Source organism: Streptomyces nymphaeiformis, assembly GCF_014203895.1.
Lineage (GTDB): Bacteria > Actinomycetota > Actinomycetes > Streptomycetales > Streptomycetaceae > Streptomyces > Streptomyces nymphaeiformis.
The window spans coordinates 410,418-423,937 of sequence record NZ_JACHJY010000009.1 but is presented as its reverse complement, the minus strand read 5'-3'; the positions used below and the strand labels follow the sequence as shown (position 1 = coordinate 423,937).

9 protein-coding genes are annotated in these 13,520 nt (G+C 71.8%); 8 read left to right on the top strand and 1 reads right to left on the bottom strand.

The window, feature by feature from the left end; genetic code table 11:
* Positions 1-131: 131 nt before the first annotated feature.
* From GGE06_RS30540 to GGE06_RS30510, 7 genes are all read left to right on the top strand, one after another.
* The gene (locus GGE06_RS30540; protein ID WP_116158444.1) at positions 132-1,601 is read left to right on the top strand and encodes a DUF4192 domain-containing protein; all 1,470 of its coding nucleotides are present in this window, start codon (positions 132-134) and stop codon (positions 1,599-1,601) included.
* 115 nt (positions 1,602-1,716) lie between these two features.
* Positions 1,717-3,792, top strand: a complete 2,076-nt coding sequence (locus GGE06_RS30535) for an amylo-alpha-1,6-glucosidase (protein ID WP_184932345.1) — start codon at positions 1,717-1,719, stop codon at positions 3,790-3,792.
* A 109-nt stretch (positions 3,793-3,901) separates the two neighbouring features.
* Positions 3,902-4,681 (top strand): NUDIX hydrolase, encoded by a 780-nt coding sequence (locus tag GGE06_RS30530; RefSeq protein ID WP_116158442.1) that lies wholly within the window; start codon positions 3,902-3,904, stop codon positions 4,679-4,681.
* A 122-nt stretch (positions 4,682-4,803) separates the two neighbouring features.
* Positions 4,804-6,585, top strand: a complete 1,782-nt coding sequence (locus GGE06_RS30525; protein ID WP_116158441.1) for an ABC transporter ATP-binding protein — start codon at positions 4,804-4,806, stop codon at positions 6,583-6,585.
* A 160-nt stretch (positions 6,586-6,745) separates the two neighbouring features.
* Positions 6,746-7,633, top strand: a complete 888-nt coding sequence (locus GGE06_RS30520) for a FadR/GntR family transcriptional regulator (RefSeq protein WP_184932344.1) — start codon at positions 6,746-6,748, stop codon at positions 7,631-7,633.
* A 378-nt stretch (positions 7,634-8,011) separates the two neighbouring features.
* Complete coding sequence (locus GGE06_RS30515; RefSeq protein ID WP_184932343.1) at positions 8,012-9,559, top strand: RNA polymerase sigma factor; 1,548 nt, start codon at positions 8,012-8,014, stop codon at positions 9,557-9,559.
* 143 nt (positions 9,560-9,702) lie between these two features.
* The gene (locus GGE06_RS30510; RefSeq protein WP_184932342.1) at positions 9,703-10,521 is read left to right on the top strand and encodes a S1 family serine peptidase; all 819 of its coding nucleotides are present in this window, start codon (positions 9,703-9,705) and stop codon (positions 10,519-10,521) included.
* Positions 10,522-10,621: 100 nt separating this feature from the next.
* Here GGE06_RS30510 and GGE06_RS30505 read toward each other — a convergent pair whose 3' ends face one another.
* Positions 10,622-10,855 carry a DUF7455 domain-containing protein gene (locus tag GGE06_RS30505; protein WP_030687247.1) on the bottom strand — a complete coding sequence of 78 codons (234 nt, stop codon included), beginning with the start codon at positions 10,853-10,855 and terminating at the stop codon, positions 10,622-10,624.
* Between the two features lie 433 nt (positions 10,856-11,288).
* Here GGE06_RS30505 and GGE06_RS30500 point away from each other — a divergent pair, with 433 nt between their 5' ends.
* Entirely contained in the window at positions 11,289-13,406 is a 2,118-nt protein-coding gene (locus tag GGE06_RS30500) for a DNA gyrase/topoisomerase IV subunit B (protein ID WP_116158437.1), read from the top strand.
* Positions 13,407-13,520 lie beyond the last annotated feature (114 nt).

The window sequence follows — 13,520 nt, the reverse complement described above, 5'->3', positions numbered from 1 at the left end:
GCCCCCATGCAACCCGATGCCTCGGACATCGCGCGAACCGGACGCCGAACCTGTGGACAACTCGGATGCCGCGTTCCAGGAGTTATCCACAGGGGTTTCGGATTTCGGGAGATCACGAGACCGTCCTGACCATGAACGCGAATCACCACGAATCCAGTGGACCTTCCCGTACCCAGCAGATCACCCTGCGCGGCCCGGCGGAGCTGGCCGACGCCCTGCCCTTCGTGCTGGGCTTCCATCCCACCGACTCCGTCGTCCTGGTCGCCCTTCACGGCGAGCACGGCCGCTTCGGGGGCCGGGTCAGGCTCGGGATCCCCCGCTCGCCCCGGGAGTGGGCGTCCACGGCCGATCACCTGGCCGAGTGCCTCGTCGAGGGAGGCTCCCGGACCGGCGCGCGGCCGGACGGCATCGTCGTCTTCCTGTGCCAGGACCCCGCGCCCGGCGAGACGGGCCGCAGGGTCATGGAGCGACTGCGGCCCTTCGCCCAGCGCCTGAGGACCGCCTGCGGCGCGCTCGACATCCCCGTCTACGAGGCACTCTGCATCACCGACGGGCTCTACTTCTCGTACTGCTGCCCGGACCAGCGCTGCTGCCCGCCCGACGGGACCCCGCTCGCGCTCAGCGGCACTTCGGTGATGGCGGCGGCCGCGACGTACGCCGGAGTGCAGGTACGGGGCTCCCTGCGGGACATGGAGGCCCGGCTGAAGCCGCGCGGGGGACCCGGGGACGAGGAGCAGCGGGCCGCTCTCGACGCGTCCGCCGCCTCGCTCGTCCCCCGGATCCTCGAAGGCGCCGAAGGGCAGGGACGGGAGGAGGTGCGCGAAGCCACGCTGCGTCTCGCCCGCGAGATCCTCCGCCGATTCGTGAACCCGAAGCCCCCGAACAGCCCGAAGATCCCGAACGGTCCGGGGAGCCAGGCCGGTGCGGCGGGTGCGCTGAGCACGGCACGCCCGGTGCGGCCGGTCGTGCCGGCCCGGTTCGCCGGCGCCACGACCGCGGCAGCGGAAGACGCGGCCGACGACGCACTGATCACGGCCGACGAGGCGGCGGCTCTGGTCCTCGGCCTCCAGGACCGGGTCACCCGGGACCGCGCTGCGGAGTGGATGGAGGGCTGGGAGGGGACCGCCGCCCTGCGGCTCTGGCGCGTCCTGGCCCGGCGCTGTGTCACGCCCTACCAGGAGCACGCCGCCGCGCCCCTCACCCTCGCGGGCTGGACGGCCTGGTCCACGGGCGACGAGCCCACCGCCCGGGTCGCCCTCGGGCTGGCACTCGACGCCGACCCCGAGTACGTCTTCGCCCGTCTGCTGCACCAGGCCTGCAACGAGGGGCTCGACCCCGAGTCGCTCCGCTCCTGCCTGAGGAGCGAGCGGGACGACCGGGCCGCCGCGGAGCAGGAGACTCCGTCGCCCTCCAAGAGGACCCGGATGAGGGCCACGCGCAGGCCGGGCACCCCGCTGACCCTCAGGAAGCCGGGTCGGCAGACCGGTGGGAGCGAGCGCCGGGCGGCGGCCGGAGTCCGCCCCGGCGGGCCCGCGAGCGGGAGGCCGGGGAGCGGGATTCCACGGCACGGCGGGCAGCGCGGCTCCAGGAGTGACCGATGACGACCGTGACCCGGCCGCCCGCATGCGCGTTCACCTCTCTGGCGGAGTCGCACGAGCCGTCCCGCCGACACCCCGCCGGCCGCCCGGTTCGCACAGAGAGCACCCCGTACCCGCCATGGCTCCCAGCCCCGTACCGGCCCCCGGTCACCCCACCGGCCAGTCGTTCGGACACGCCTCCGGACACACGTCCGGCGCCGGCATCGCCTTCCCGCGCGCGGCCCGTCCCGCGGAACTCCCCGCGGTGCACGGTGCGCTCCTCTGCGTGGCTCTGCCCGCCCTCGCCGTCTGCGCCGAGCACGGCCAGCTCACCGGCGAAGGAGCCGAGGGGGTGTACGACGCGGGGCGACGGCTTCTGTCCCGCTGCGTCCTGCGGGTCGCAGGGCAGGAACCCGTCCCGCTCCAGGGACGCATGGAGGCCTCGGACCGGGCGGCGTTCCTCGGCGCCCTACGGGTCCCCGGCGACGCCGGGCCCGACCCCGCCCTCACCGTCGAACGCACGCGGAGCGCCGACGGAGCCGAGCGGATCACCCTGCGCAGCGCGGCGGCCCGGCCCCTCCGGCTCCCCGTGGAAGTCGCTCTGGGCACGGATCTCGCGGACCTGGGCACGGTGGCGTCCGGGAGAACCGGCCCCGAACTCGCCGCGACCGTCCACGGCACCGGACTGCGGTGGACCGGCGGCGACGGCCGGTCCGTCGCCGTCACGGCGGACCCGCCGCCCACGGACTCCCTGGCGGCGGCGGGAGTGCTGCGCTGGGAAGCCGAGCTGGCGCCCCGAGGCACGTTCACGATCCGGCTGCGCCTACGAGGGGAGTCCGCCGCCCGACCCGCCGCCTCCACCGGTGTGGGCTCCGGACGGCCCGGCGGCCACCTCCTCGCCGAGGTCCGCGCCGAGGGCGACGACCCGAGGCCGGGAGAACTGCTCCGCACATCCGTCGAGGACCTGCGGTCCCTGCTCCAGCGCGACCCGGCTCACCCCGCGGACGTGTACCTCGCCGCCGGCGTCCCCTGGCGCTGCGGACCGGTCACCTCCGAGGCGCTCTGGGCGGCCCGCATGGCCCTGCCCCTCGGCACCCGGCTCGCCGCCACCACCCTGCGCGCCCTCGGACGCACCCAACTCTCCGGCGGCGGAGCGGAGGCCGGCCGCCTCCAGGGAGCCCTCAGGGACGCGGGCCCGCACCTGCCGCCCCGCTGCACGGGCATCGAGGCCACCCTCGCCTTCCCGGCCGTGCTCGCCGAGGCCCGCCGCTGGGGGCTCCCGGCCACCGACCTGGAGGAGCTGCTCCCCGTGGCGGAGCGCTGCCTCGACTGGCTCCGGCGTACGACCGGTCGCGGCGGGTTCGTGCCGGACCCGGGCCCCGCCGGGCCTTGGCGGGCCGAGACCCAGGCACACGCCCACCGCGCCGCGCTGCTCGGTGCCGACCTCCTCGACGGCTGCGGGAGGCCAGGGGGAGACGCCCTGCGCGACCTGGCGCGGACGCTGCGCGAGCGGTTCCGGCGTGAGTTCTGGCTCGACGATCCGGCGGGCGGCCGCCCTGCCGTCGCCCGCACATCCGACGGGCGGACCTGGCCCCATCTGGGAGGTTGGGCCGCGCACCTGCTCGACACCGGGCTGCTCGGCGGCGGGCGGTACGCACCGGGCCTCCTGGACAGGACGGAGACGGAACAGGTGGCCAGGCTGCTCGGTACCCCGGCGCTCGACTCCGGCTGGGGATTGCGGAGTCTCGGGACGAAGGAGCCGGGCCACAACCCCTTCGGTCACCGGGCCGGAGCGGTCCGGGTGCACGAGACGGCGGTCGCCGTGACGGGCCTCGCCGCCGCCGGTCACGAGAAGGAGGCAGCCTCCCTCCTTCGAGGGCTGCTCGACGCCGCGGAGGCCTTCACCCATCGGCTCCCGGAGATGTACGCCGGGGAGCAGCGGACGGCGGGTGGGCGCCCGGTGCCGCACCCTGCGGCGTGCCGGCCGGCGGCCGTCGCGGCCGCCGGGGCGATTCAGGCGCTTCTCGCCCTCGTGGGCGTCAGGCCCGATGTGCCGGGCAGGTCCGTCTCGGTGCACCCGGTGGCCTCGGCCCCGCTCGGCGCGATCAGTCTGTCGGGGCTCGTGGTCGCCGGCGAGCCCTTCGCGGCGCGGGTGAGCAGGCTGGGTCTCGGTATGGTCGAGGAGGCCGCCGAGGGCCTTCAACTGGGGGTGTGACGGGATGCCGGGCACAGAGACGCGGGAAGCCTCGCGGCGCGGTGAGGAAGTCGCGGTCGATGCTTCCGCGGGGCGTGTTTATCGTCAGGAAGACGACTATGATCGCGGCATGCCTCCCTACGACCCGTCGGCCTTTCCTCCCTTCGCCGTGACCGTCGATCTGGTCGTGCTCACCGTGCGGCGCCACGCACTCTGCACCCTGGTCGTACGGCGAGGAGAGTCGCCGTACCAGGGGCGTTGGGCGCTTCCCGGCGGTTTCGTACGGGCGGAGGAGGACCTCGGGGCCGCGGCGGCCCGCGAGCTGGTCGAGGAGACCGGCCTCTGTGCGTACGACCCGGCCTCCCCGCCGCCCGTACCGAGCAACGGCGCGCACCTGGAGCAACTGGCGACGTACGGGGCGCCCGACCGCGACCCGCGCATGCGGGTGGTGAGCGTCGCGCACCTGGCGCTCGCGCCGGACCTTCCCGCGCCGCGCGCCGGCGGCGACGCGAACAGCGCCCGCTGGGCCCCGGTCGAGGAGATCCTCGGCAAGGACGAGGCCGCCGTGGCCGCCGCGGCCGAGGACGGAGGGCCGGAGGCGCTCGCGTTCGACCACGCCCGGATCCTCGCGGACGGGGTGGAGCGCGCCCGCTCCAAGATCGAGTACTCCTCCCTGGCCACGGCCTTCTGCCCGCCGGAGTTCACGGTCGGAGAGCTGCGGCGCGTCTACGAGGCGGTCTGGGGCGTGTCCCTCGACCCGCGCAACTTCCACCGCAAGGTGACCGGCACGCCCGGCTTCCTGGTCCCGGCCGGCGGCACCACGACCCGTCAGGGAGGGCGTCCCGCACAGCTCTTCCGGGCAGGTGGGGCCACTCTTCTCAACCCGCCGATGCTGCGCCCCGAGGTCTGAGAGCCGTGCGCATCCGGCACTCTTGGGCGCCAAACCTGCGTGGAAAGTCCGAAATGTAGCGTTATCTTGCTGCGGTAGCGCCGCCCTGCCGCGGAGCGGTGTCACCTACCGCGAGAGAAGCGATGCTCCAGGCAATCGGACTGACCAGCACTCCCCGCCGCGATCGCCCGCCCGCCGTGGACGATCTGTCCTTCGAGGCCCGGCCGGGCACCGTGACCGCCCTCCTCGGCCCTCGGGGATCCGGCAAGACCACGGCCCTCCGGCTCATGCTCGAACTGGAGCCGGGCCGTGGGATCACCTACTTCCGCGGCCGTCCGCTGCATCGCATCGCCCACCCCCCTCGCGAGGTCGGCGTGCTCCTCGGTGACGTCCCCGGACATCCCTCCCGCACCCTCCGGGGACAGTTGCGGATGCTCTGCGCCGCCAACGGTCTTCCCGCCGCGCGAGCCGATGAGCTGGTGCGGACCGTGGGCCTCGCCGGTCTCGAGCGCCGACGGATCGGCACCCTGCCGATCGGCGCCGACCGCCGACTCGGACTCGCCGCGGCACTGTTGGGCACCCCGCACACCCTGCTGCTCGACGAGCCGGCCGCCGGTCTCTCCGTACCCGAGAGCGCGTGGCTCCACGAGGTGCTGCGCGCGCATGCCGCGGAGGGGGGAACCGTGCTGTACACCACGGAGGACCCCAAGGACGCGGCCGGGAACGCCGACCGTGTCGTCACCCTCGACGGCGGACGGCTCGTCGCCGACCAGGACGCCGTCGAGTTCGCCCGGACCCGTCTGCGCCCCCGGGTCGTCGTCCGGACCCCGCACGCCGCGCGGCTGGCCGCGGTCGTCACGCAGGAGGCCCGAGCCGCCCGACGCCCCGTAGAGGTGGTGGCAGAGGACGGGAACCGTCTGTCCGTCTACGGCACCGACTGCGCGGCCGTCGGCGACACCGCCTTCCGGCACGGCGTGCCGATCCACCGGCTCGCCGACGAGAGGGGAGGAGACGGTGGCACCTCGCAGGCGCGGCGTACCCGGGAAGGCGAGGACGCAGGGAAAACCGAAACCCCTGCCGTCTCGTCCCCCGGTGCCGGGGGCGCGACGAAGGAAGGTCGGCGAAGGCGGCGGGGTGCCGGACGGAGGCCCATGCGCTCCCCCCTGCGCCCACTGCGGTACGAGCTTCACCGTCTCCTGGGCGTGCCCTCCACCCCGCTCGTCGTGGCTGCCGTGCTGCTCGTCTCCGTGACGCTCGCCCTGCTCCTCGGCCGCGGCGGTCGAGCCGAGCTGCCGGCCGTGTTCACCGGCTGGCCCGCGCTGTCCCCCCTGCCGCCCGCGGCTCTGGGCGCCGGGCTGCTCGGAGCCTTCTCCTTCGGCGAGGAGTACCGCTATCCCGCGCTCACCACGGGACGCGGAGCCGTGCCCCGCAGGCCGGGCCTGCTGCTCGCGAAGCTCGCCGTGGCGGCCGTCGTCGCCCTTGCGCTCGGGGCGCTCGTCGTGGCGGCCGACCTGACGGCCCTGCGATTCGTCTACGGCGGCGAGTTGGTCCCCGTGCCGAAGAACTGGCCCACTCTCTCGGCGAGTTGGCTTGGCCTGGTCGTGGGCTGCGCGTGGGCCGGGGTGCTCGGTGCCGGGGTGTTCCGGGCCGCCGCGGCCGGCGTGGCGGCGGTGCTCGCGGTGCCGGTCGCCTTCGTTCCGCTGATGCAGAAGGTGCTGTCGGGGCCGTCGGTGCGCTCGGCGGCCGGACTCCCGGCGCGACTGCGCGAGTTCGCCGGTCCGCAGTGGTCGCCGGCCTTGGACCGTTGGCTGGCGGGGGCGCTGCGAGTGGTCGCCCAGCCTGCGGGGGTGGCGCTCTCGCTGACGTTGACGGGCTTGCTCTGCGCCTACGTGTTCACCGGCCTTCGTCGCAAGGCTCGTTGGTGATCACTTGCCGACTCAAAGATTCCGGTTCCCCGCCAACTCCCTTAAAGTCCGCCTTAAATGTCCGATTGATCGTCAATTGTGTAGGGGGTGCCGATCACCCTTTCGTGTGCTTTTCACCAAAGACCTCAAGGGTCACGGAGGCAACGCCGACAAAGGATGCGTGAGTACCCTTGCGCACACCATGATGACCGCCGCCCGCCCCGTCGACTCCGGCCTCGGCGCCCCGGGCGATCTCGACCGCTACCCCTACGCGGAGGCGCCCGCCGCCGGCCGTGTGGCCCCGCCCGCCTGGGAGGGGGTGGACACCGACCTCGGCCGCGTCGGCCGCCGGACCGCCGGCAACCGGGGCCGCGGACTGCACGGGCAGCTCGTCCAGCAGCTCGGCCAGATGATCGTCTCCGGCGACCTGGGGGCCGACCGCCCGCTCGTCCCCGAGGAGATCGGCCAGCGGTTCGAGGTCTCGCGCACGGTCGTGCGCGAGTCGCTGCGCGTGCTCGAGGCGAAGGGGCTCGTGAGCGCCCGCCCGAACGTCGGCACGCGGGTCAGGCCCGTCAGTGACTGGAACCTCCTCGACCCCGACATCATCGAATGGCGAGCCTTCGGTCCCCAGCGTGACGACCAGCGCCGCGAGCTGAACGAGCTGCGGTGGACGATCGAGCCCCTGGCCGCCCGCCTCGCCGCCGGGCACGGTCGCGAGGACGTGCAGCAGCGCCTCGCCGACATGGTCGAGATCATGGGGCACGCGTTCGCCCAGGGAGACGGCATCACCTTCTCCCGGGCCGACACGGAGTTCCACTCCCTTCTCATCCAGCTGGCCGGAAACCGGATGCTGGAGCACCTGTCCGGCATCGTCGCCTCCGCGCTCCAGGTCTCCGGCGGCCCCGCCACCGGCTGCGACCGGCCGAGCGAGGCCTGCCTGGCGCATCACGCCCGGATCGTGGACGCGCTCGCCACCGGGGACGCCCATGGAGCCGAGAGCGCCATGCGGCAGCTGCTCACGGTCCACCCCGAGGGGGAGCGCGTCGTCCCCGCCCCTCGCGAACACTGACCCCCGGGCCGTGGCCGGGAGTACGCAGGCGCACGCACGGCGTGCCGCCGGGTCCGAGCACCACCCGGGGGCCCGGCAGGGCCTCCCCGGGCGGCGCCCGGGTTCCGGCGGCGCGAATGTGCCATGATCGACCGCTCTGGGCGTTTCGTCGCAAATGAGGTGTGACTCGGGCCACGAAGATTGGGCGTAACACTCCTCCGAGCCGTGCGATGACCTAAGAGGTGACAGCCGAGGAAGGAATACAGCAGCCGATGGAGGCGCTGTGCAGTTCCCCGGTCCAGCCCGCGCCGTCGACACATTCCCCGTCGACGGTCGTCGGCTCCAGCCCGATCCAGGGTGGGGCCGGAAGCCGTTTTCCATCGTTCCGAGAGGTTGTTCGTGTCGGCCAGCACATCCCGTACGCTCCCGCCGGAGATCGCCGAGTCCGAGTCTGTGATGGCGCTCATCGAGCGGGGAAAGGCTGATGGGCAGATCGCCGGCGATGACGTGCGTCGGGCCTTCGAAGCTGACCAGATTCCGCCAACCCAGTGGAAGAATGTTCTGCGCAGCCTCAATCAGATCCTCGAGGAAGAGGGTGTGACGCTGATGGTCAGTGCAGCGGAGTCGCCGAAGCGCGCCCGCAAGAGCGTCGCAGCGAAGAGCCCGGCCAAGCGCACCGCCACCAAGACCGTCACCGCCAGGACGACCGTGACGAAGACCACCGTCTCGGCTTCCACGGCCTCGTCGGCCGAGGGCACCGACCCGGCCGACGAGGCCGGATCGCCCGCGAAGAAGGCGGCCGCGAAGAAGACCGTCGCCAAGAAGGCGGTGGCCAAGAAGACCGTCGCCAAGAAGACGGCGGCCAAGAAGACCGCGTCCAAGAAGGACGCCGACGAGCTCGTCGAGGGCGAGGAGCTCCTCGAGGACGTCGCGCCCGGCAAGGGTGAGGACGAGGAGACCGAGGGCGAGAGCAAGGGCTTCGTCCTGTCCGACGAGGACGAGGACGACGCTCCGGCGCAGCAGGTCGCCGTCGCCGGTGCCACCGCCGACCCGGTCAAGGACTACCTCAAGCAGATCGGCAAGGTCCCGCTGCTCAACGCCGAGCAGGAGGTCGAGCTCGCCAAGCGCATCGAGGCCGGTCTGTTCGCCGAGGACAAGCTGGCGAACTCCGACAAGCTCGCCCCGAAGCTCAAGCGCGAGCTGGAGATCATCGCCGAGGACGGCCGCCGGGCCAAGAACCACCTCCTGGAGGCCAACCTCCGTCTGGTGGTCTCGCTGGCCAAGCGCTACACCGGCCGCGGCATGCTCTTCCTGGACCTGATCCAGGAAGGCAACCTGGGTCTGATCCGCGCCGTCGAGAAGTTCGACTACACCAAGGGCTACAAGTTCTCCACGTACGCCACCTGGTGGATCCGTCAGGCGATCACCCGCGCCATGGCCGACCAGGCCCGCACCATCCGTATCCCGGTGCACATGGTCGAGGTCATCAACAAGCTCGCGCGCGTGCAGCGCCAGATGCTCCAGGACCTGGGCCGCGAGCCCACCCCGGAGGAGCTGGCCAAGGAGCTCGACATGACCCCGGAGAAGGTCATCGAGGTTCAGAAGTACGGCCGTGAGCCGATCTCCCTCCACACCCCGCTGGGTGAGGACGGAGACAGCGAGTTCGGTGACCTCATCGAGGACTCCGAGGCGGTCGTGCCGGCCGACGCGGTCAGCTTCACGCTCCTCCAGGAGCAGCTGCACTCCGTCCTCGACACGCTCTCCGAGCGTGAGGCGGGCGTCGTCTCCATGCGCTTCGGCCTCACCGACGGCCAGCCGAAGACGCTGGACGAGATCGGCAAGGTCTACGGCGTGACGCGAGAGCGGATCCGCCAGATCGAGTCGAAGACGATGTCGAAGCTCCGCCACCCGTCGCGCTCGCAGGTCCTGCGCGACTACCTCGACTGATCCGTACGAGGTACGCACCGGCACACGGAAGGGCCCGGTTCCCCGAGAGGGGGAGCCGGGCCCTCCGGCTTTGCGCGGGTGCGGGGTCCGGGAGCGTGCTGGACGCTGGGTGAACCGACATCACCCGAGAGTCAGGAGGCTCCATGCGTGGTTCCCTCACCCGAGCATTGACGGGTGCTCTGGGCCTGATCGCCGCGGCGGCGGGGCAGCTCGTCACCGCCGGTTCCGTGGCCGCCGACAGCGTCGTGGTGGGCGGGCGGGCGACTCAGATCACGGACGCGCCGTGGGCCGTGGCGCTGTCCAGCCGTGACCGGTTCGGGGGTACGCGCGCGGGGCAGTTCTGCGGGGGTGTGGTCGTCGCGCCGACCAAGGTGCTCACGGCGGCCCACTGCCTGGGCCGTGAGGTGCTCGGCGGGGAGCCCTGGGAGGTGCGCGACTTCGTGGTGATCGCGGGCCGCGCGGCGCTGCGGGGGCAGGAGGGGCAGGAGGTGCGGATCTCCGACACCTGGATCAACCCCGACTACGACCCGACGACCAACTCGGGCGACCTGGCCGTGCTGACGCTGGTGAGCGCGCTGCCGCAGTCGTACGTGATCGGCGTCGCGCGGTCCGGGGACGCGGCGTACGCGCCGGGGACGGAGGCTGACGTCTACGGCTGGGGTGACACGACCGGCAACGGGACCTACGCCTCCGCGCTGCGGACGGCGCGCGTCCAGGTGCTGCCGGACACGGCGTGCGAGCGGGCGTACCCGGGCGGTTTCGGCGTCCGCTACCAGAGCGGGACGATGCTGTGCGCGGGGGACCCGCAGGGCGGGAAGGACGCGTGCCAGGGCGACAGCGGCGGCCCGCTGGTGGCCCGGGGGCTCCTCGTCGGTCTGGTGTCCTGGGGCAGCGGCTGCGGGCAGGCGGAGAACCCGGGCGTCTACACGCGCGTCTCCGCGGTGCTTCCCGCACGCTTCTGAGACGCCGTCGGATACGAGAACGGGCGGTCACCCGCGCGAGCGTGCGAGTGACCGCCCGTCGTCCGGTCAGCGACCGGCCCTGGGCTCGTCGTGGATGGCGTCAGGCGTGGTCCTCGCCCATCGTGCGGGCCGGCACGTCCGTCAGCCGGTCCGTCTCATCCTGTATCTCAACGGCGATCTTCTTGAGTTCCGGCTCGAACTTACGTCCGTGGTGGGCGCAGAAGAGCAAGTCACCTCCGCTGGTCAGAACGACGCGCAGGTATGCCTGGGCGCCGCAGCGGTCGCAACGGTCAGCGGCCGTCAGGGGGCTCGCGGGGGTCAGAACAGTAGTCACGTCGCCTCTTCTCTAGCTCGACGAGCTGTCGTACCAGGGTCAACATCCAACCAGGCCGAAAACGTTCCCGCTCGTGGCTTTCCCTTGAAACTTCTTCCCAAGGTGGCTGTCTGCTGCCGGTTGGCGGCGAATGAGCCGTATTGCGTCGCTCTACGGATTTCGCGTTGCTTGTGTCGGTTAGCCCTCCCGGCGTGGTTGCCGGTTGTTCATGAGGACGTGCCCGGAGCCTAAATGGTTCATGCCTGGAAGGGAACGTGATGTTCACGTCACCCCATCGAGGGATCGAACATCCATACGACCCTGGACTAGCATGAGGAATCGGGGTGGGTGGCGTTACAACGGCTCTACCAGGCATCGGTACCCTCTGTGCGGTGACCGACGCAGGGCCTTACCCCACCGGGCCAGATTTCAAATTCAGCGAGGAGCGAACCGCGTGACCGCCGAGACGTCCGTGCCGTCCAGTGCGCTGCTGACCGCAGACCGTGACGGTTCCAACTACACCGCGCGGCACCTGCTCGTACTCGAAGGGCTCGAAGCGGTCCGCAAGCGCCCCGGCATGTACATCGGGTCCACCGACAGCCGCGGCCTGATGCACTGCATCTGGGAGATCATCGACAACTCGGTCGACGAGGCCCTCGGCGGCTTCTGCGATCACATCGAGGTCATCCTCCACGACGACGGTTCGGTCGAGGTCCAGGACAACGGCCGGGGCATCCCGGTCGACGTCGAGCCGAAGACCGGCCTCTCCGGCGTCGAGGTCGTCATGACCAAGCTGCACGCCGGCGGAAAGTTCGGCGGAGGGTCGTACGCGGCCTCGGGCGGTCTGCACGGCGTCGGCGCCTCCGTGGTGAACGCCCTGTCGGCCCGCCTCGACGTCGAGGTCGACCGGAACAGCGCGACCCACTCGATCTCCTTCCGCCGCGGCGTCCCCGGCATCTTCACCGAGCAGGGCCCCGACAGCCCCTTCGACCCGGCCAACGGCCTCATCAAGGGCAAGCGCGTCCCCAAGACCCGCACCGGCACGCGCATCCGCTACTGGGCGGACCGGCAGATCTTCCTCAAGGACGCCAAGCTCTCCCTGGAGACGCTCCACCAGCGCGCCCGGCAGACCGCCTTCCTCGTCCCGGGCCTCACCATCGTCGTCCGCGACGAGCGGGATCTGGCCGGCGTCGGCAAGAGCGAGGAGACCTTCCGCTTCGACGGAGGCATCAGCGAGTTCTGCGAGTACCTCGCACAGGACAAGGCCGTCTGCGACATCCAGCGCCTCACCGGGCAGGGCACCTTCAAGGAGACCGTCCCGGTCCTCGACGAGCGCGGCCACATGACCCCGACCGAGGTCACCCGCGAGCTCGCCGTCGACGTCGCCCTGCGCTGGGGCACCGGCTACGACTCCACGGTCAAGTCCTTCGTCAACATCATCGCCACGCCCAAGGGCGGCACCCACGTCTCCGGCTTCGAGCAGGCCATCACCAAGACGGTCAACGAGGTGCTGCGCTCGGCCAAGATGCTGCGCGTCGCCGAGGACGACATCGTCAAGGACGACGCCCTGGAGGGGCTCACGGCCGTCGTGACGGTCCGCCTCGCCGAGCCGCAGTTCGAGGGACAGACCAAGGAGATCCTCGGCACCTCCGCCGCCCGCCGCATCGTGGCGAACGTGGTGGCCAAGGAGCTCAAGACCTTCCTCACCTCCACCAAGCGGGACGCCAAGGCGCAGGCGCGTGCCGTGCTCGAGAAGGCCGTCGCCGCGGCGCGGACCCGGATCGCGGCCCGCCAGCACAAGGAGGCCCAGCGCAGGAAGACCGCGCTCGAGTCCTCCTCGCTGCCGGCCAAGCTCGCCGACTGCCGCAGCGACGACGTGGAGCGCAGCGAGCTCTTCATCGTCGAGGGTGACTCGGCTCTCGGTACGGCCAAGCTCGCCCGGAACAGTGAGTTCCAGGCGCTGCTGCCGATCCGCGGCAAGATCCTCAACGTCCAGAAGTCGTCCGTCTCGGACATGCTGAAGAACGCCGAGTGCGGCGCGATCATCCAGGTCATAGGAGCGGGCTCGGGCCGCACCTTCGACATCGACGCCGCGCGCTACGGGAAGATCGTCCTTCTCGTCGACGCCGATGTCGACGGCGCCCACATCCGCTGCCTGCTGCTGACGCTCTTCCAGCGGTACATGCGGCCCATGGTCGAGGCCGGCCGGGTCTTCGCCGCGGTGCCGCCGCTGCACCGGATCGAGCTCGTCCAGCCCAAGAAGGGCCAGGACAAGTACGTCTACACGTACTCGGACAACGAGCTGCGGCAGACCCTCCTGGAGTTCCAGCGCAAGGGGGTCCGCTACAAGGACGCCATCCAGCGCTACAAGGGTCTGGGCGAGATGGACGCCGACCAGCTCGCGGAGACCACGATGGATCCGCGTCACCGCACCCTGCGCCGGATCAACATCGGCGACCTGGACGCGGCGGAGCAGGTCTTCGACCTCCTCATGGGCAACGACGTGGCGCCCCGCAAGGAGTTCATCACCGGCTCGGCGGCGACCCTCGACCGTTCGCGCATCGACGCCTGAGGAACTCCACCCGTGGGTGGAGCCATACGCTCCACCCACGGGCCGATCACACGATCGACTACTCTCCGTAGCATTGAACCGTCGGAGGGGGACGATGGCGATGACGGGCGAGAA